Origin of the sequence: Weissella kandleri (assembly GCF_001438705.1) — a bacterium.
Classification (GTDB): Bacteria; Bacillota; Bacilli; order Lactobacillales; family Lactobacillaceae; genus Weissella; species Weissella kandleri.
Window position 1 is genome coordinate 24,079 of the sequence record NZ_JQBP01000004.1, and the last position, 20,268, is coordinate 44,346.

The window sequence follows — 20,268 nt, forward strand, 5'->3', positions numbered from 1 at the left end:
TGGCTTATTTAGCTGCTGCATTATTTTGAAACGGATAGCTGTACTTTAAAAGATCAATGATTTTTAAAACGAGGGGGTCGTGTTCGTCGAGGTACGCTAAACCGTAAAAAATGCGCTGATATTGATCGGATAAATATTGATAGGGGAGGGAATCCGTTACGAAACGCTTAGAAATTAATGATGCCCCCAGTCCGGCTTTGAGGTGGGCAATAATCATATCGTTACTATTCATGGGGATAATGTGTTCAATGGGGAATGGGTTTGTTTTTAAAAATTGTTGTGTATAGTGACTAACGCCAGATCCCGCTTCCCGAATGAAAAAGGTTTGTGTCTTTGGGTAACCCGCCAAAACTAATTCATCACTAAAGAGGGGGAAGCTTTGCGTTAGGTCACCACGAATTGGTTTTTCGATAATGCCAAAATGAATATCGTGGTCGGCAACTAATTGGAAAACTTTTTCGGAATTTTGCATATTAATAGTTAGATTTAATTCGGGTAAAAAGGGTTGTAATTTTTTGAAAATTTCAGGCATGACACTGGTCGCAGCACTGTGTGATACTGCGATTTTAAATGACGTTTTGGCTAGCGAACGTTGGCGAATTTGCATTTGGACTTGTTCCCAATTGGCTAAATATTCTAAAGCTTGTGGATACAACATGGTCGCCGCTTCGGTTGGGCGAACCCGATGATTTTGATCTCGCGTAAAAAGAGGGGTCTGCAGCTCACCCTCTAATTTTTGAATGCGCACGCTGACGGTTGGTTGAGAAATAAAGAGATGCTGGGCCGCCCGGGTGAAGCTTTTAGTTTCATAGACGGTGATAAAAGTTTCAAATAGTTCAAACATATTGGTCTCCATTAAAATTATTAATGATAAACATTATTATAATCTATTTTACTAATTATAAAAAACGATTTAAAGTTATATATATCAAAGAGGAAGAAGGGTATGAATCTTGCGAATTAAGCGAAATATGTGGTTGGGGATTGGCGTAACTTTATTAGTTTCAATTTTGGCCGAGTGGTTGAGTCGATACATTCCGAGTTTAGGGGCGGAAGCCATTGCGTTATTGTTAGGAATTTTTTTAGGGAATACGTTGCTGACACAACCGCAATTAACTGCGGGAGTTAAATGGTCCGAAAAATATCCGATTGAAATTGGGATTGCTCTATTGGGAATGGAAGTTACTTTAGCCACCATCGAAGCCTTAGGTTGGCAAGGAATCCTATACATTGTTTTGATGATGACTATGACGATTTATTTTGTCATGTGGATTGGAAAAGTCTTATTTAAAGTTGACCGAAAGTCGGGGATGTTGATGGGATCCGGAAACGCTGTCTGTGGATCCAGCGCGATTGCAGCAGTCGCTCCGGAAATTAAAGCTTCCGATGATCAACGGCGGACAGCGGTAGCGACCGTATCGTTATCCGGAGTTGTGCTTTTATTTGTCTTGCCAGCTTTAGGGCCAGCAATTTTTCCACACAGCGATGTTTTAGTCGGGGCATTAATTGGGGGAACCGTCCAGTCAGTGGGGCAAGTCATTGGAACGGCATCTTTGGTTAATATTAATGTGGTTGGTTACGCGACGTTGTATAAAATGTTGCGCGTAATTTTACTTTCAGTGGTAGTGTTATTGATGTCGCGTTCAGCGCAAAGGCATGAACAACAAGCGCTGGGTGAAACCCAAACCGTGCCGCCGATTAAAGTGTATAAGCTAGTACCTTGGTTTATTTATGCATTCTTGATTTTGTTGCTCGTTAGTTCTGTGGTCACGTTACCACAAGCAACGGTACATGGGGCCAAAGCCGTCACTGGTTTCTTTGGTGTGGTGAATTTGGCCGGGATTGGGTTGAATTTAAAGTGGAAAACGATTGCTGGATCAGGCGTAAAATATTTAGGTTATGGGTTAGTGACCATTATTTTCCAAGTGGGATTGGCAGTCACTTTAATTCATTTGATTTATTAATAAACTAGCAGTTGATGCGAGGTGATAGGACATGGCGGTTTTCTGGCATGTCCTTTTTATTTAGGCTAAAAAGAACGTTGTCTATAAAATTAGGAAAATGATTGAGTGTTAATTTTAGATGTGCTACAATAATGATTGTAAACGTTTACATTGGCGAACGTCTGCGGGTTGGTAGTGATGTGGCGAGGAGACTACCAGTGCTAGGAAGTTGGGCATTCCTAAAATAATTTTATTTTTTGAAAGGTGATATTATTATGTCATTAACTAAGCACGAATTAGCAAAATACATGGATCACACCTTGTTGAAGGCTGATGCCACGCAAGCACAGATTCAAGCCATTATTGATGAAGCAAAAGAATATGATTTTGCTTCAATCTGCGTCAATCCTTATTGGGTGGCTTATGGAGCAGAACAACTCAAAGATACAGAGGTCAATGTATGTACAGTGATTGGGTTCCCGCTAGGGGCTAATACAACGGCAGTTAAAGTGGCAGAGACCATTGATGCCATTGAAAACGGAGCGACCGAGGTTGATATGGTGATTAACATCGGAGAACTCAAGGGTGGTAATGATCGCATGGTCACCGACGAAATTGCGCAATTAGCCAAAGCTGCGCATGATCGGCACGCCATTTTGAAGGTCATTATTGAAACGGCTTTGTTAACGAAAGAAGAGATTGTCCGTGCTTCAAAGGATACATTGAATGGTGGCGCTGACTTTGTTAAGACTTCAACTGGCTTTTCAACTTCAGGAGCGAAGGCAGAAGATGTTAAGCTGATGCGTGAGACAGTAGGCCCTGATTTGGGTGTGAAGGCCTCAGGTGGTATCCATTCACGCGCAGAAGCCGATGCGATGATTGCAGCCGGAGCAACCCGCCTAGGTGTTTCAGCTTCAGTTGCCATTATGAATGATGAAGTCTCAGATAGTAATTACTAAAAAATGTTTAAAATTGTGATTGTATATCACGATTAACAACGAAGGTGACCAACAGGGGCCTGGATACTAATCGTGTCTAGGCTTTTTTTGGTTATCGTTAAAATTCATGTTTTTTAAAGTCGCGTAAAAAAGAGGTAAAGCAAATGTATAAGCGTGTTTTTGGAATTGTGTTAGATTCAATTGGAATTGGTACAGCGCCGGACGCAGCCAAGTACGACGATGAAGGGGCAGATACCTTAGGGCATATTGGAGAACATTTTCAAGGGAATTGGGCGCTCCCTAATCTTCAAAAAATTGGGCTTGGGAATATTCGGTCTGATAATCCAATTTTAGGGGTTGAGCCAATTGATCAACCAGTGGGTTATTATGGCAAGATGACTGAAATTTCAGCTGGAAAGGATTCTTTGGATGGACATTGGGAAATGATGGGCTTGCCTATGATGCATGAATTAAGTACTTATCCGAATGGTTTTCCGAAAGCTTTGATTAATAAAATTTCAGCCTTTGCAAGCCGTCCTGTAATTGCTAAAGGTCCGTATTCAGGGACTGAAGTAATCAAGGATTATGGCGAGCAGGCAGTTAAAGAAGGTGCCTTGATTATCTATACCTCCGCTGATCCAGTGTTACAAATAGCGGCGCATGAAGAGGTCGTCCCCGTCGAAGAATTGTATAAGATTTGTGAATATGCGCGTTCATTAGTGAATGAAGCTCCTGATATTATTGGACGCATTATTGCACGTCCCTTTGTTGGGACGCAAGCAGATAATTTCAAGCGGACCGCTAACCGGCATGACTTTGCCTTGGCCCCCACGGGTGCAACTGATTTAGTTAAGTTGCAAGCTGCTGGACAAAAGGTGATTGGGATTGGAAAAATTAATGATATCTTCTCTGGTCAAGGAATTGATGAAGGATATCATAATGAATCGAATATGGATGGCATGGATCATGTTGAGCATGTCTTACAACAAGACTTTACTGGTTTTGCGTTTACGAATTTAGTGGATTTTGATACCTTGTATGGTCATCGGCGTGATCCAGAAGGAATGGGCAAGGCCTTAATGGATTTTGATCGGCGCTTAGGGTCAGTGATGAAGGCGTTGCGTCCTGATGATTTATTGTTAATTACGGCTGATCACGGAAATGATCCCGGCTTTAAAGGCTCAGATCATACACGCGAACAAGTGCCAGTTCTAGCTTACTCACCTTCAATGCAACAGCATGGATCGCTAGGAATTCGTGAGAGTTATTCGGACTTTGGGGCAACCGTTTTGGATAACTTTAAGGTTGGTAATCAAGTTGGAACTAGCTTCTTAACTGCTTTGAAATAAAGAGGATTCATTATGACAATGCTTGAAACTTTGATGAAAAAACGAAATAATGAAGAATTATCGCAGGCCGAATTGGAAACGATGATTAAAGATATTACTGCTGATCAGATTCCGGATTATCAAATTTCCGCGTTTTTAATGGCAACCTATTTTACGGGGATGACCCTGCCAGAATTAACACATTTAACCTTAGCCATGATGCATTCGGGTGATGTAATTGATTTTAGTGATGTAGAAGGCGTGAAAGTCGACAAGCATTCGACTGGTGGGGTGGGTGATAAAGTTAGCTTACCTTTGGCCCCGATGCTAGCTGCTTTGGGAATTAAAGTACCAATGATTTCGGGACGTGGGCTCGGACATACGGGTGGCACGTTAGACAAGCTCGAAGCCATCCCCGGCTACCAAGTCGAAATCAGCGAACAAGATTTTAAACAACAAATTAAAACAGTTGGAACCGCCATTATCGGCGCAACGGGTAATATTGCCCCAGCAGATAAGAAAATATATGCTTTGCGTGATGTGACGGCGACGGTGGACTCAATTCCCTTGATTGCCGCTTCGATTATGTCTAAGAAATTGGCAACCGGTAATGACGCTTTGGTTTTGGATGTGAAAACTGGAGCAGGAGCCTTTATGCAAGAGCAAGCGCAAGCCGAAGCTTTAGCGCAAATTATGGTTAAAATCGGTCGTGAAGCCGGCATGCAAATGCAAGCGGTGATTTCCGATATGAATCAGCCGTTGGGAAATAAGATCGGTAATACTCTAGAAATCGAAGAAACCTTAGATATGTTAAAGGGTGACGCGCCGGCTGATTTGTTAGAGGTGACGTTAGCCTTGGCGGTACCGATGGTGATGATGGCGCATCAAGCTGATGATGAAGCGACCGCGCGTGAAATGTTGTTAGGAACCTTAGCGGACGGCTCGGCTTTAGCTAAGTTTGGCGAAATGATTACGGCCCAAGGGGGGAATGTTTCCGTCTTAAATGATTATAGTTTGATGCCACATGCTCAATATCAAGTCGAAGTACCTGCTCCAGCTACGGGTTATGTAGCACGCTTAGATGCCAACGCTATTGGAATTGCTTCCATGCGGCTTGGTGGTGGCCGTACTAAGAAGGATGATCTTTTGGATTATGGTGTTGGTATTACGTTGCACAAGAAATTGGGTGATCCAGTCTCAGTGGGCGAGAGCTTGATGACAATTGCAACGGAAAAGAAACAAATTCCAGATATTATTGATTATGTTTTAGAGCATGTTGAAATTGGACCAGAAGCGACGAAGCCAGAACTGATTCATGCGGTGATTAAATAAGAAACCGTTCAGTAGGTTTGACGCTAGCTTGTGAGATTTAAACTAAAAGAAAGTTGAGATAAGACTATGGCAACTCCGCATAATGAAGCGAAGATGGGCGATTACGCTGAGACAGTACTTTTACCTGGTGATCCACTCCGGGCAAAATACATTGCTGATAATTTTCTCGAAGATGTTGTGCAAGTGAATGGAGTTCGTGGGGCCTTAGGCTTTACGGGAACGTATAAAGGACATCGGATATCAGTACAGGGTTCTGGAATGGGAATCCCTTCAATGTCAATCTATATTAATGAATTAGTGAAGGAATATGGGGTTAAAACCATCATGCGGGTAGGTTCATTTGGAGGGATGGCCCCCGATTTGCAACTGGGTGACGTTGTTTTAGCTTCAGGAGGCTCGACTGATTCTTCAGTTGTCGCCAATACTTTTGGTCCCGGGATTTATTACTCAACGGTGCCTGATTTTAAATTGTTGGATATTGCCTATCATACCGCTAAAGAATTAGATATTCCGGTCACGGTGGGGAATATTTTCGCCGCCGATCGCTTTTATAATGATGAAATTGATATGCAAAAACTAAGTGATTACGGTGTTTTGGGAACGGAAATGGAAGTCGCGGGACTCTATTTGCTAGGGGCGAAGTTAAAAATCCAAACATTGGACATTTTAACTTGTTCTGACCATATTTTCCGTGGTGAAGCGTTATCTTCGGCCGAACGCCAAACATCATTTGCCAATATGATGCATGTTGCTTTGGAAACAGCGATTAAAAATGAAACACATTAAGATCAAACTAAATTGATCGATTGAAGGCCAGAACCAAAGTTGTTCTGACCTTTTTATATTAAAGGTTACCGTCTATCTTATACTATACATTTATTATATTTTAATAATGGTTATTAAAGAAATAAAGCAATTGGAGCGACGCAGAAAATTTTAAAATCACTAATGCTATAATATGAATCAGAGAGCATAGGAGGGATGTATGACGAAAAAACAATCGAATTAAATTTAACGGATAAGTTATATCAAACGGTTAAAAAATATGCTGACTATCAGCAAATTTCAGTGGCAGACTACATTATGCAGTTGTTAAACACAGAATTTGGAGTAGCAGCCCCTGCTACTTTTGAAGAACGTCAATTTGGACAAAGAAAGCTTTCAGGGCGTGTGATTGATGAGCAATTAGGTTTGGTTTTATTGGATGGAATTAATTATCGATATCAATTGGATGGAACGACAAAAGTTGACCCAAAGGCTGAGTATCGAGTGGTTAAGATTGAGGGAAACCAAGTTTATTTAACTTTAGAGGCTAACCAGGAATAGAGGAGAAGGAGTAGAGAGTATGCCATTTGGAATTAAAATTGTCCCCCAAAACAATGTGGGATTACGGGAAACATTGGGAAAATATAAAAGTACGGTCAATTCCGGCTTGACGTTTTATGTTCCCTTTTTACAACGGATTCGGCGGGTGAGTTTAGCGATGGAGCCTTTGCGGTTGCCAAATTATTCAGTGATCACTAAGGATAATGCAGATGTATCAGCAAGCGTGACTTTAAACTACCATGTGACTGATGCAGTGAAATATATGTATGAAAATACGGATTCAGTGGAGTCAATGGCTCAATTGGTGCGCGGACATTTGCGAGATATTATTGGGCGGATGGAATTGAATGAAGCCCTGGGATCAACTGCTAAGATCAATCAAGAGTTAAGCTTAGCGATTGGTGACCTCACCAATATCTACGGGATTAATGTGGATCGTATTAATATTGATGAATTGACGCCGTCACGGGCCATTCAAGAGGCAATGGACAAGCAATTAACAGCCGATCGGGAACGGGTGGCTGCAATTGCTAAGGCTGAGGGGGAAGCACGTTCGATTGATTTGACAACCAAGGCGAAAAACGATGCTTTGATGTCAACCGCTAAAGCCGAAGCGGACGCCACGAAAACGCGGGCTGATGCGGAAAAATATCGGATTGATACGATTCAAGATGCATTGCAACAAGCTGATCAAAAGTATTTCCAAAATCAATCCATTGAAGCGTTTAGAAGTATCGGTGAAAACCCAGCGAACACCATTGTGGTACCTAGTGAACAAGTGGATCATTTGGGACAATTACCAGTGGTTGGTAAAATGTTAAAGGCGGGGATGAAGTAAATTTAGATCAATCCCCATGATATTTTGAAGGAGGGCATTATGCAAGCAGTTCAAATTAATCAATTTGGTTCAGTCGATGTGATGGAAATGGCCGAGGTTGCTTTACCTAAATTAGGTGATCATCAGGTCATGGTGCAAAATTATGCGGTGGCAATTGACCCTTACGATGTGAAATATGTCGCCGGAGTTTTTGGCCCCAATGATAAGTGGCCAGTCATTCCTGGTTCAAGCGTGGCAGGTCGTGTTACAGCACTGGGCGCTGCAGTCAAAGATTTTCAAGTGGGGGATCGCGTCGTTGCTACCCGTCATCTAAACACCTATGCTGAATTTGTGCCTGTTGATGAGAAAGTACTGGCTAAAATTCCAGCACAGATCGATGATACGGCGGCGGTGGCCGTGGCGCTGGGTGGCGCAACCGGCTATCAGATGATTGTAGAACGCTTAAAGGTGCAAGCTGGTGAGCAAGTCTTAATTCAAGGTGGTGCGGGTCAAGTTGGGGCCATGGCCGTCCAGGCGGCCGTGGAACGCGGGGCCGAGGTGACCGCGACAGCTAGTCCCAAGGATTTCGCGCAGGTGCAGGCGCTCGGTGCCACGCACGTCTTGGATTATCATACCGTTGATTATCAGCAATTACCGGCTTTTGATGCGATTTTAGATCCCATTGGTGGTGAAGTTGTCGTAAAAGAAGTGATCAGTTTAAAACCAACGGGACATTTATTAGCTTTGGGGCCGGTGCCGGCAGATTTGGCGGATGATAAGCGGGTTGAACACACTTATTCTCGGATTTCACGTTCGACATTGGAATCCGTTTTAGATCATTTAGCACAAAAAAAGTGGCAAGTCCAAATCGGGCAAGTGGTGCCTTTTACATTAGCAAATTTGCAAGAGCAGCATCGGTTAGCGCGGACGAATCAATTAGTGGGGAAATCAATTTTAACTTTTCAACCGGAAAAGAGTTGATAACTCTAACGTTTTCCAGTAAGATTAAAGACAATTAATTAAATCAATTAAACCTTAGTATAATCATCGGAGAATGGCCGGTGAGACCTACCCACACCTAAGCTGTGGACTACTAAGGAATGTATTTAACGTCCATTCGTTTTTCGATGGGCGTTTTTTTGTTATTAATCAAAAGGAGTGAAGTCGATGCAATTATTAGAACAACGAATTCAAAAGAATGGGAAAGTAATAGGAGAAGATGTCTTAAAGGTGGATACTTTTTTGAACCATCAAGTTGATCCGCAATTGATGCAAGCGATTGGTCAAGAATTTGCGCACCGGTTTGCTGATGAAAAAGTGGATCGAGTATTAACCGTGGAGTCATCTGGAATTGCCCCCGCTGTTTTTACCGCTTTAGCATTGAATGTGCCTTTGGTTTTTGCGCGTAAGAAAAAGTCTTTAACGCTCACTGATGATAATTATCAAGCTGATGTTTATTCATTTACGAAGCAAGAAACTAATCATATTATTGTTGATAAGCGGTTTATCCAACCGGGGGAGCGAATCTTGTTGATTGATGATTTTCTAGCTAATGGTCAAGCCGTGCAAGGTATGCTTGATATCGCCAAGGCAGCGGGGACGACAGTCGTTGGTGCAGGGATTGTGATTGAAAAGACGTTCCAACGGGGGCGGACTTTGTTGGATGATCAACAAGTTCGTATTGAAGCTTTAGCACGAATCAAGGCGTTTGAAAATGGACACGTAGTTTTTGAACCGGAAGCCTAAGGTGACATCTGTCATGGGTGTGAGTGGTTTACCCGTGGTCTCAAACCGCCTATAATAGAAGGCGGATTATAGAGAATGGGAGTAATGTAGTATGGTACGAAAACAGGATGATTTTTATGAAGCCATCAATGGTGAATGGGCCGCACATGTGGACATTCCAGTTGATAAAGTCCGGACCGGTGGTTTTAACGATTTAAGTGATGAGATTGAAGAATTAATGCTTCAAACGACCGACCAGTGGTTGGCCGGTGAAAATGTACCCGATGATGAAATTTTGAATAATTTTATTAAATTACACCATTTAACGAGTGACCAAGCGGCGCGGCAACAGGTCGGCGTTCAACCGGTTCAAAATATTTTGCAAAAAATTGAAGCTTTAACGAGTTTTGCGGATTACGTTGATCATTTAGTTGAGTTTGAAATTCAAGGCTATCCGAATGCATTACCTTTAGGGATTGCGCCTGATTTTAAAAATGCTCAAATGAATGTTTTGTGGGCGGATGCGTTAGGAACTATTTTGCCAGATACGACTTATTATGCAGATGATCACCCCAAAAAGCAGGAACTTTTGGATGTCTATCGGAAGACTACGGGAGATATTTTGGTAAAGTTTGGTTATCAGCCCGATGAGATTGATTCTTTATTGAATCAAACCTTAGCGTATGACGCCAAAATTGCGCAGTATGTTTTGTCAAATGAAGAAGGATCAGAATATGCTAAGTTGTATCATCCGTATGCTTGGCAGGATTTTACAAGTCTGGTCCCCCAATTACATTTGGATCAATTTATGAATGATGTCATTGGTACCAAACCGGATCAAATCATTGTACCCGAAGAACATTTCTGGCAAAATGCACAGAAGTTTTATGGTGAGCAAGCTTGGCCTGAATTGAAGGCTTACTTGTTAGTCGAGACCGCTTTGAGTTATACAGGCTGGTTGACGGATGATTTGCGTGTACTCGGCGGAGCCTATGGACGGTATGTCAGCGGTACGCCTGAGGCAGCATCTTCTAAAAAAGCCGCTTATTATTTGGCGGCTGGTCCATTTAACCAAGCTTTGGGCTTATGGTATGCGCATCAAAATTTCTCGGCTGCGGCTAAGGCCGACGTGGAGCACAAGGTGCAAGTGATGATCGATGTGTATCAACATCGCTTGGAAGAGAATACGTGGTTACAGCCCGCAACTAAAATGGCAGCCATTGAGAAATTAAATGCCATTGATGCCAAAATTGGGTATTCTGAAACTTTGCCGAAACGCTACCAGGCGAAGGTTATTGATCCACAAAAAGGTTTATTTGAAAATTTGATGATGTTAACGCGGCAAAATGTTGCAGAAGCATGGTCAAAGTGGAATCAACCCGTGGATCGGACGGAATGGCATATGCCAGCGCATATGGTTAACGCTTATTATGACCCACAACAAAATCAAATCGTCTTCCCCGCTGCCATTTTGCAGGCACCGTTCTATTCTTTGGAACAGTCATCATCAGCTAATTATGGTGGCATTGGGGCGGTGATTGCGCATGAAATTTCGCATGCTTTTGACACCAACGGCGCTTCATTTGATGCCACAGGAAGTTTACATGACTGGTGGCAACCAGCAGATTATGCGGCCTTTGAAAAGCGAACACAGGCAGTCGTTGATCAATTTGACGGTTTGGATTCATATGGTGTGCCAGTCAATGGTAAGTTGACGGTTTCGGAAAATGTGGCTGACTTAGGTGGGCTTGCAGCGGCTTTAGCTGCGGCACAACAAGAGGATGTCTTTTCATCTGAAAGCTTCTTTACTAACTGGGCAACCATTTGGCGTATGAAAGCCCGGAAGGAATACATGCAAATGATGACGAGTATTGATGTCCATGGGCCAGCTAAGTTGCGGGTCAATGTGCAAGTTGCTAACTTTGATTTGTTTTTTGAAACCTTTGGGGTGGAGCCAGATGATCAAATGTGGCGTGATCCTAAAAATCGGATTGCGATCTGGTAAATTTAATTCCTATGAGTGGCTCAATTTAATTTAAGAATTGTGATGAAATAAAGCACGTCTATCAGTTAAGCTGGTGGGTGTGCTTTTTTAATTGAAAAAATAAAAATAAATTGCTAATCATAATTGAATCATATTTCACAATATGTTAAAAAAACGAGCTTTTAATTTTTAACAATGAAAGCGTTAACAAACATAATAATTTCACATGCATGGGTTAAAAACGTGGATATAACCGCGTGTAATCGGACGAAAGGATGGTTAAATAGTGTTGACAGATACCACGAAGGTGCTATACTTATCAATGTTAACAAATGCACAAACGAGAATATAAATAAATGGAGATATACAAATGGCTGAAACAAAAGCACCTAAAAAAGCAAAAAAAGTTTTAACGCCTGAAGAAAAGGCTGCGCGAGTTGAAGCAGCTGAAAAGATGACTGGAGCATTGGTCGAAAAGGCACAAAAGGCTGCAGTCGAATTTTCTACTTATACGCAAGAACAAGTTGACAAGATTGTTGCGGCAATGGCTTTAGCTGGTTCTGAGAACTCATTGTTGTTGGCCCATGAAGCGGTTGAAGAAACAGGCCGTGGGGTTGTGGAAGATAAGGATACGAAGAATCGTTTCGCGTCTGAATCAGTTTATAACGCAATTAAGAATGACAAGACGGTTGGCGTAATCAATGAAGATCGCGTAACTGGTAAAGTTGAATTAGCAGCTCCCCTTGGGGTCTTAGCTGGAATTGTTCCTACAACTAATCCAACTTCTACGGCCATCTTTAAGTCAATGTTGGCTGCTAAGACTCGTAACACGATTGTTTTTGCATTCCACCCACAAGCACAAAAGTCATCAGCACATGCAGCTAAGATTGTTTATGACGCAGCCGTTGCAGCTGGGGCACCTGAAAACTTCATCCAATGGATTGACAAGCCTTCTTTGGAAGGAACAACAGCTTTGATTAAGAACCCTGGAATTGCCTCAATCTTGGCTACTGGTGGACCTTCAATGGTGCACGCTGCCTTGACTTCAGGAAATCCATCAATGGGTGTTGGAGCTGGTAATGGAGCGGTTTATATTGACTCAACTGCTGATGTCGAACGGGCCGTTGAAGATTTGTTGCTTTCAAAGCGTTTCGATAATGGAATGATTTGTGCAACTGAGAACTCAGCGGTTGTGGCAGCTGACATTTATGATCAGTTCATGAAGCAAATGCAAGAGCAAGGTGCTTACTTAGTACCTGCTAAGGATCACGAAAAGTTAGCTGAAGGGGTCTTTGTTAAGAACGCCGATGGTTATGGGGTTCAGGGACCGGTTGCTGGAATGTCTGGTCAAAATATTGCTAAGCGCGCCGGAATTTCAGTTCCTGCTGACTCTGATGTTTTGTTAGTTGAATTGGATAAGAAGAATATTGGGGAAGCTTTGTCTTCTGAGAAGTTGAGCCCGGTTTTGTCAGTTTATAAGGCTGGATCACGTCAAGAAGCAATTTCAATCGTTCGGTCATTGTTGGCTTATCAAGGAGCTGGACACAACGCTGCGATTCAAATTGGAGCGCAAGACGACCCATTTGTTAAGGAATATGCTGATGCCGTTGAAGCTTCACGAATTTTGGTTAACCAACCAGATTCAATCGGTGGCGTTGGAGATATCTATACTGATGCATTGCGTCCATCATTGACGCTTGGAACTGGATCATGGGGGAAGAATTCATTGTCACACAATCTTTCAACTTACGATTTGCTAAATGTTAAAACCGTTGCTCGCCGTCGTAACCGGCCACAATGGGTTCGCTTGCCAAAGGACATTTACTACGAATCAAACTCAATCACATACTTGCAAGATTTGACTGGAGTAAGCCGGGCCTTTATCGTTGCTGACCCAGGAATGGTTCAATTTGGCTTTGTTGACAAGGTCTTGGATCAATTTAACTTGAGCACAACTCCTGTTAAGACTTCATTGTACGGAACAGTGCGCCCTGATCCAACCATTTCACAAGCTGTTGAAATTGCCCGACAAATGTCAGACTTTAAGCCTGATACAGTGATTGCCCTTGGTGGAGGATCAGCCCTTGATGCCGGAAAGATTTCACGGTTCTTGTATGAATACTCAACAACCCACCCAGGAATCTTGGAAGATGATGATGCTTTGAAGAATTTGTTTGGAGAATTGCAACAAAAGTTTATGGATATTCGTAAGCGAATTGTTAAGTTCGACCAGCCACGTTCAACGCAGTTAGTTGCTATCCCAACCACTTCAGGGACGGGATCAGAAGTTACACCATTCGCGGTTATTACTGATGACGAAACCCACGTTAAGTATCCATTGGCTGACTATGAGTTGACCCCACAAGTGGCGATTGTTGACCCAGAATTTGTTATGACGGTACCAAAGCGCACGGTTGCTTACTCAGGACTAGATGCTTTGTCGCACGCCTTGGAGTCATACGTTTCAGTTATGTCTTCAGAATTCACACGTCCATGGGCTTTGCAAGCTATCAAGTTGATCTTTGATAACTTGGTTGCTTCATATAACTATGACCCAAGCCATCCAACTTTGGAAGGGCGTCAAGCTCGGACCAAGATGCACTATGCTGCAACTTTGGCTGGACAATCTTTTGCCAACGCCTTCTTGGGAATTAACCACTCAGTGGCTCACAAGACTGGTGGAGAATTTGATTTACCACACGGATTGGCAATTTCAATTGCTATGCCACACGTAATTAAGTTTAATGCGGTAACGGGTAACGTTAAGCGGACACCGTTCCCACGCTACGAGACTTATACTGCACAAAAGGATTATGCTGATATCGCACGTCACCTTGGTTTGCAAGGAAAAAATGATGCCGAATTAGTCGATGCCTTGTTGAAGGAAATCAAGAAGTTAACGGATGCCTTGGATATTGATACCACTTTGTCAGGTAATGGTGTTTCTAAGAAGGACTTTGATGCATCAATTGATAAGTTGATGGACTTGGTTTATAACGATCAGTGTACTGCCGGAAACCCTCGCCAACCTCGTTTGGAAGAAATCCGTCAATTATTGATTGACCAATTCTAAGCTCAGCTTTGCGGTTTCAAATGCATTAAATATAAAAGGATGATTGATATTATTTCGATTATCCTTTTTTATTCTGCATTTGGCAGTTGGGGTGGCGGTTGAATGTTGGCTGAAATTTTTCATTTTGCTACAAAGAATTTATTCATGAATATAAAAAACGCTGACTCAGAAGCCAACGTCATTTTACTTAGCACAGTTTAAAAGGTTTCAACAATATAGTTGATTCCGATTGATATGAAATAAAAGCCAATCAAGAACGCCAAAGTTAAGGCTGAGGTAATTGGATCAAAGAGCAAAATAATTCCCAAGATAAATCCTAAGATGCTCATTATTAATTTTAACCAGTAAAAACCGTCACTTGCTAAACGGTAGATATCACCGATCATTAAAGTATGGATTGAATCGAGGATAAACCAAGCAGCAAAGATATATGGTAGGATTGTCAGCCCAGCATACAAGTTAAAGAAGAAGAAAATTCCGATAATAATATCAAGAACGCCCAAAACGAGCGTAGTGGTTCCCTTCTGGCCAGTAATATTTTGCCAGCCAGCGGTTTCAAATGAAAATTTCAAAAGTGCCCTTTAAAAGGCTCTGACCGCAAAAATGATAACCAAAGCTAGTAAGTTCGCTCCAGGCATATTGATTGATAGTATCGCAATTAGAACGAAAAGGATTCCCGATAGGAAAAGGCTCCAATTAAATGTGCCTTGTTGCATATGAAAACCTCCTGAAAAATAAATTTGATATGGGTTAGTGTGGCTTATGGGAATCTTTTAAAATTTATTAAGGAGATTTCGTGCAATATCGCACTTTTATGGGGAATAAGGTACAATAAGGTGAAAGGAAGTCATAAATAAAATGAGGTGCGCCATGGTAAAAAACATTGTCATTGTGGGAGCCGGATATGCAGGAGTTACTGCTACACATCAATTGGCTCAACAATTGGAAGCTCAGTCAGAATATCAGGTTGTCCTTTTAGATGATCATCCCTTTTTTACCTATCGCACCAGTTTGCATGAAGTAGCGGCAAAACGGATTGAATCAAGTGATGTTCAGTTTGATTTACGCCAATTATTTATGCATCAAAAAAACGTTAAAATTGTTACGACGCATGTGGAACAAATTGACGTTGAAACGAAGACGTTGACGACGTCGGTAGGGCCGATTGAATATGAGCAATTAATTTGGTCCAGCGGGGTCGAAGCTAAGACTACAGTTCCTGGAGTAGCTGAATACGGGTTCCCATTTTGGAGTTTGGATCAAGCGACGCGGTTGCGGGTCCAGATTGAAGAGATGGTGCGTCAAGGGGCAATTGAATTAGAAGCAAAAGAACGTCAAGCTAAATTGCGCCTAGTGGTCGTGGGTGGTAATAATACTGGGATTCAGATGCTTGGCGAATTACTGGATGAACGTCGCGTTTTGGCAAAGGCTAATCAGTTACGGCAGCGTGAAATTGAATTGGTCTTGGTTGAAAAGCAGCCACAGATATTAGCTAGTCTAGCGGACAAACGCATAAGTCAGAAAGTAGCTAATTATTTAAAGCATCAAGGTGTGAAAATATATTTACATCAGACGGTTGAAACGGTCACTGCGGAGGGCGTGGTGTTAAACGACGGCACGCAATTAATGAGTCGCACCGTCATTTGGGCTGGTGGGACGCAAGGACGCCAACAAGTCACTAATTTATCCTTTACGACGAACGAACAACAGCATGTCGAAGTTGACGCATTGATGCAAGTACAGGGCTTAAAAGATGTTTATGCCGTGGGTGATGCGATTCAAAAGGCAGATAACCGTTTATCAAATGTAAATACGGCTGTTCAAGAAGCTAAGGTCGCAGCGCACAATATTCAGGTAAAGGTGCGCGATAAAGGCGAACTTCAGAAAATGAAGCCGGCCGCGCAACGCATCTTTATTTCAGTGGGGTCGCGGTATGGGGTTGCAGTTTGGAAATCTCATTTAGCTATGACAGGGTTCTTGGCCCGTCACGCCAAACATTGGAGTAATTTGTATTTCCTACGATCAATTGGCTCATTTTATCAAATGGTTAAATATATTCAGCGTGAAATTTTTGAAAGTACCGCTAAGTTACCGGAACAACAAGGAAACGTCGCGAATGTCGGTAATATTTTATGGTCTGTGCCACTCCGTTTGGCAACAGGGGTTTTCTTAATGATTACCGGGGTCGCAGTCGGCAGTGGTGTTGGCGGCTTCTTTGCCCTTGTTGGAATCGCATTGTTTATTGGATTTATGACCACTTTGGCCGGTTTTTTAACCTTAATTCTTTCATTGATCATGCTAGGAACGTCATTTTCAATTTCTGCACTGCTGTTGCCCTTTGTGGGAATTGCGCTGATGAATGGGGCGGGGCGTTCGTTTGGCGTCGATCATTGGTTAATTCCTTGGCTGGAGAAGAACCTTGGGACGTTAATTACTGGTGACAGTAAAGCGAGTTATAATGATTTAGCTGAAAAGTAAATTGAACAAAATAAAAAAGAGGTTGGAACTAGGTTTTAGCCTCTCATTTTATAGTTTGTATGATTTTTAAGGGGTTAGTTAGCTGGATTTTGGGGATGTTGCGCAGCATAAAAGGCCATCACAATCCCATGGGCGACTGAGACGTTTAATGAACGGACGCTTCCGGCTTGCGGAATGTATAACATTTGATCAGTTGCGGCAATTAAATCGTCCGCTAAGCCAATTTGTTCTTCACCAAAGACAAAGGCGGCTTTCGTGGCTAATTGAGTGGTAAATAGGTTTTGTGGTTGATAGCTTTCAATGTTATCAATGGCATAAATGGTGTAACCTTCCGCATGCAGTTGATCAAAAACTTGTTGGTAATCCGTCACGCGATGGTGCTCGACGTGTTCATAGTTATAAGTGCCGACTGAACCGCGCCGATCCCATTTCTTAGCCCCTTCTGGTCGATTTGGAAATGATTGGTTGACAGGATTTAAGAAAATTAATTTACGGGTCGCAAAGGCGTTGCTATTGCGGACTGCAGTGGCCTTATTAAAATCATGCGTTAAATTTTGCATAATAGACACGGCCGGGCTGCGTTTGTGGTCTAAATCGGCCCGAATCGCTTCGTCAGACATATTTTTATAATAATCAGTTACATTTCGATAATCATTTGAGTGTGATAAATCAATCTCAGCCATGCTAAGACCCTCTTTTCGTTAATAAATTGGCCAAGCATTTTTAGATAAAATGATTAGCGTTATTTTTATTGTAACAAGATATGCAAGCGATTTGGTAAAATATATTTGTAATGTTGATAAAGGATAAATACCATGGAAAAAATAATTGAAATTAAAAATTTAACGTATGCGTATCCGAATCAAACTAAAGCAGCCTTACAAAATTTATCGTTAACGGTGAACCGGGGGGCTTGGGTGGCTTTAATTGGACATAATGGTTCGGGAAAGTCGACCTTGGCTAAATTATTAAACCATTTGCTAACCCCCAGTGATGGACAAATTTTAATTGATCAAATTCCGGTTGATGATGAGCATGTTGATGTCATTCGTAATCGAGTGGGGATGGTGTTCCAAAATCCGGATAATCAGTTTGTCGGGGCGACAGTGGCTGATGATGTCGCGTTTGGTTTAGAAAACCGGCAAATGCCCCATGCGCAGATGCAAGAACGTGTCCAAATGGTTTTAGAAGAAGTGCATATGTGGGAGTTCGCCGAGCGTGAACCAGCGCATCTTTCGGGGGGGCAAAAGCAGCGGGTTGCCATTGCGAGCGCCTTAGCCATTGAGCCACAAATTTTGATTTTAGACGAAGCAACGGCCATGTTGGATCCAAAAGGCCGTTTTGAAATGATGGAAGAGGTCCGTCAGTTAAAAGCTGACCTCGGCCCTGATTTAACAGTCATTTCGATTACACATGATATTGATGAAGCCGCTAGCGCTGATCAAGTGATTGTGTTAAATGATGGTCAATTAGTTGAAACGGGGACGCCGGATGAAATCTTTACGGATGCGCAAAAATTACAAGCGCTCGGCTTAGATGTACCTTTTGCGGAACAATTAAAAGCGAAATTAGCCGCGCGAGGGGTGGCAGTACCAACCCAATATGAAACGATGGAAGGAATGGCGGAGTGGATATGGCAATTAATTTCCAAGAAGTAGGCTTTACCTATCAAGCTGGGACGCCGTTTGCGAGCGAGGGCTTGCATGATGTTAATTTTAAAATTCCATTACAGCAATTTACGGCGTTAATTGGGCACACTGGCTCAGGGAAATCGACGACGTTACAATTGCTAGATGGGTTGACCATACCCACAGTTGGAAAAGTGGAAGTTCTAAATCAAACGCTACAAGCCGATACCTTGATTAAGACGACGAATCAATTACGGGAGCACGTGGGACTGGTATTTCAATTTCCCGAGGCGCAGTTGTTTGAGGATACGGTCTTAGCAGATGTGATGTTTGGGCCTTTAAATTTTGGTGCTAGTAAAACTGAAGCTAAACAAAGAGCACAGGAAGCATTAAGGTTGGTCGATTTGTCTGCTGAATTTGAAAGCCAGTCACCGTTTGATTTGTCAGGTGGCCAAATGCGACGCGTGGCTATCGCGGGCGTGTTAGCTTTAGAACCGGAGCTTCTGATTTTAGATGAGCCCACAGCTGGTTTGGATCCAAAAGGACAAGCAGATTTAATGGCCTTGTTTGCCCGGCTGCAACAGGAACGTCATTTGACGGTAGTCGTGGTAACGCATCAGATGGAATTTGTCGCACAATATGCGCAACATGTGGTAGTTTTTGAGCAGGGGACCGTGGTCAAAGAAGGAACGCCAGCTGAGATCTTTGCGGATAGTGCGTGGCTGCGGGAACGTCAATTGGATGTGCCCATGGTTCGCCAATTTACAGATTTGTTAACGCAAAAAGGGGTGGCATTAACGCCGACGCTTGATTTAGATCAGTTGACAGACCAAATTGTGGCAAAAATTCAAGGAGGCCGCGATGTTTAATAAAATATTGATTGGGCGGTTTATCCCCGGGCATTCGTTAGTTCATCGCTTAGATGCCCGTGTGAAGTTGATTGTTAGTATTGCTTTTATTTTTGTGATTTTTTTGGCGACGAGCTGGCCATCATACCTGTGGGCCAGTGCCTTTACATTATTAGTCGTTATGATGACAGGGTTAGGATTACGGGTTTATTTGCGCGGGATTCGGCCGTTAATTTATTTAATGTTGTTTACCACCGCCTTGCAGATTTTATTTGTGACGACGGGACCAATTTGGTGGCAGTGGGGCTGGTTGAAAATTACTGAAGATGGGGTTGTGAATGGAATTGCGATTTTTATTCGCTTTTTGTTGATTATTCTCATCTCGACCGTTTTGACGCTCACAACTGCGCCGTTAGATTTAGCAGACGCGATGGAACAATTATTACAACCATTGAAAAAAATCGGGGTCCCAGTGGCCGAATTAGCGTTAATGCTATCGATTGCATTACGGTTTATTCCAACTTTGCTGGATGAGGCGGAAAAGATTGTGAATGCGCAGCGTGCACGCGGGGTTCGGTTTAATGAAGGAAATCTTTTGCAACGCGTCAAAGCCTTTGTGCCTGTTTTGATTCCGCTCTTTATTAATGCAATTAAACGGGCAATTGAATTAGGAGATGCGATGGAAGCGCGTGGTTATCGGGGTGATGTTGAACGCACAAAATACCGACAACATCATTGGCAAATAAATGACACTGTGGCTTTGCTGAGCTTTATTATTTTTAGTTGCGCTTTAGCTTGGTTACGGTATATTTTTGGATGAGTTGTAGTTTGAATTTAAGATGAAATTA

18 protein-coding genes and 1 riboswitch are annotated in these 20,268 nt (G+C 42.5%); of the genes, 15 read left to right on the plus strand and 3 right to left on the minus strand.

The window, feature by feature from the left end:
- Window positions 1–4: 4 nt before the first annotated feature.
- The gene (locus IV73_RS04735) at window positions 5–844 is read right to left on the minus strand and encodes a LysR family transcriptional regulator (protein ID WP_057755547.1); all 840 of its coding nucleotides are present in this window, start codon (window positions 842–844) and stop codon (window positions 5–7) included.
- Between the two features lie 109 nt (window positions 845–953).
- On the opposite strand from IV73_RS04735, the gene IV73_RS04740 reads away from it, so the two are divergent.
- The 11 genes from IV73_RS04740 (at window position 954) to adhE (ending at window position 14,466) form a co-directional block, all read left to right on the plus strand.
- Window positions 954–1,964: a YeiH family protein gene (locus tag IV73_RS04740; RefSeq protein ID WP_057755549.1), complete on the plus strand. Its 1,011-nt coding sequence runs from the start codon at window positions 954–956 to the stop codon at window positions 1,962–1,964.
- A gap of 254 nt (window positions 1,965–2,218) precedes the next feature.
- A complete protein-coding gene (gene deoC, locus IV73_RS04745) occupies window positions 2,219–2,902 on the plus strand; it encodes a deoxyribose-phosphate aldolase (RefSeq protein WP_057755551.1) in 684 nt (227 codons plus the stop codon).
- 143 nt (window positions 2,903–3,045) lie between these two features.
- On the plus strand, window positions 3,046–4,230 hold the full coding sequence (locus IV73_RS04750) for a phosphopentomutase (protein ID WP_057755553.1): 1,185 nt from the start codon (window positions 3,046–3,048) through the stop codon (window positions 4,228–4,230).
- A 12-nt stretch (window positions 4,231–4,242) separates the two neighbouring features.
- Entirely contained in the window at window positions 4,243–5,541 is a 1,299-nt protein-coding gene (locus IV73_RS04755) for a thymidine phosphorylase (RefSeq protein WP_057755556.1), read from the plus strand.
- A gap of 66 nt (window positions 5,542–5,607) precedes the next feature.
- Window positions 5,608–6,327 carry a purine-nucleoside phosphorylase gene (gene deoD / locus IV73_RS04760; protein WP_057755566.1) on the plus strand — a complete coding sequence of 240 codons (720 nt, stop codon included), beginning with the start codon at window positions 5,608–5,610 and terminating at the stop codon, window positions 6,325–6,327.
- 195 nt (window positions 6,328–6,522) lie between these two features.
- Window positions 6,523–6,867, plus strand: a complete 345-nt coding sequence (locus IV73_RS04765) for a hypothetical protein (protein WP_057755568.1) — start codon at window positions 6,523–6,525, stop codon at window positions 6,865–6,867.
- Window positions 6,868–6,886: 19 nt separating this feature from the next.
- On the plus strand, window positions 6,887–7,705 hold the full coding sequence (locus IV73_RS04770; RefSeq protein WP_057755570.1) for an SPFH domain-containing protein: 819 nt from the start codon (window positions 6,887–6,889) through the stop codon (window positions 7,703–7,705).
- A 39-nt stretch (window positions 7,706–7,744) separates the two neighbouring features.
- Window positions 7,745–8,665, plus strand: coding sequence for a quinone oxidoreductase family protein (locus tag IV73_RS04775; RefSeq protein ID WP_057755572.1), 921 nt, complete (start codon window positions 7,745–7,747; stop codon window positions 8,663–8,665).
- A 35-nt stretch (window positions 8,666–8,700) separates the two neighbouring features.
- Window positions 8,701–8,797: riboswitch (purine riboswitch) on the plus strand.
- Between the two features lie 54 nt (window positions 8,798–8,851).
- Entirely contained in the window at window positions 8,852–9,430 is a 579-nt protein-coding gene (locus tag IV73_RS04780) for a xanthine phosphoribosyltransferase (protein ID WP_057755574.1), read from the plus strand.
- Window positions 9,431–9,521: 91 nt separating this feature from the next.
- Window positions 9,522–11,414, plus strand: a complete 1,893-nt coding sequence (locus IV73_RS04785) for a M13-type metalloendopeptidase (protein ID WP_057755577.1) — start codon at window positions 9,522–9,524, stop codon at window positions 11,412–11,414.
- A gap of 349 nt (window positions 11,415–11,763) precedes the next feature.
- On the plus strand, window positions 11,764–14,466 hold the full coding sequence (adhE, locus tag IV73_RS04790) for a bifunctional acetaldehyde-CoA/alcohol dehydrogenase (protein ID WP_057755580.1): 2,703 nt from the start codon (window positions 11,764–11,766) through the stop codon (window positions 14,464–14,466).
- A 197-nt stretch (window positions 14,467–14,663) separates the two neighbouring features.
- Here the strand turns inward: adhE and IV73_RS04795 are convergent, their stop codons facing one another.
- A complete protein-coding gene (locus IV73_RS04795) occupies window positions 14,664–15,038 on the minus strand; it encodes a DUF308 domain-containing protein (protein ID WP_057755582.1) in 375 nt (124 codons plus the stop codon).
- A 298-nt stretch (window positions 15,039–15,336) separates the two neighbouring features.
- On the opposite strand from IV73_RS04795, the gene IV73_RS04800 reads away from it, so the two are divergent.
- On the plus strand, window positions 15,337–16,944 hold the full coding sequence (locus IV73_RS04800; protein ID WP_057755585.1) for an NAD(P)/FAD-dependent oxidoreductase: 1,608 nt from the start codon (window positions 15,337–15,339) through the stop codon (window positions 16,942–16,944).
- Between the two features lie 74 nt (window positions 16,945–17,018).
- Here the strand turns inward: IV73_RS04800 and IV73_RS04805 are convergent, their stop codons facing one another.
- Complete coding sequence (locus IV73_RS04805) at window positions 17,019–17,627, minus strand: TrmH family RNA methyltransferase (RefSeq protein ID WP_057755587.1); 609 nt, start codon at window positions 17,625–17,627, stop codon at window positions 17,019–17,021.
- Window positions 17,628–17,759: 132 nt separating this feature from the next.
- Here IV73_RS04805 and IV73_RS04810 point away from each other — a divergent pair, with 132 nt between their 5' ends.
- Genes IV73_RS04810 through IV73_RS04820 form a run of 3 tightly spaced genes read left to right on the plus strand, consistent with a single transcriptional unit; the run spans window position 17,760 to window position 20,240 of the window.
- The gene (locus IV73_RS04810; RefSeq protein WP_057755590.1) at window positions 17,760–18,602 is read left to right on the plus strand and encodes an energy-coupling factor ABC transporter ATP-binding protein; all 843 of its coding nucleotides are present in this window, start codon (window positions 17,760–17,762) and stop codon (window positions 18,600–18,602) included.
- Window positions 18,578–19,441, plus strand: a complete 864-nt coding sequence (locus IV73_RS04815) for an energy-coupling factor transporter ATPase (RefSeq protein ID WP_057755593.1) — start codon at window positions 18,578–18,580, stop codon at window positions 19,439–19,441. Before IV73_RS04810 ends, IV73_RS04815 begins: the two co-directional genes overlap by 25 nt.
- Window positions 19,434–20,240, plus strand: a complete 807-nt coding sequence (locus IV73_RS04820) for an energy-coupling factor transporter transmembrane component T family protein (RefSeq protein WP_057755595.1) — start codon at window positions 19,434–19,436, stop codon at window positions 20,238–20,240. Before IV73_RS04815 ends, IV73_RS04820 begins: the two co-directional genes overlap by 8 nt.
- Window positions 20,241–20,268: the final 28 nt, after the last annotated feature.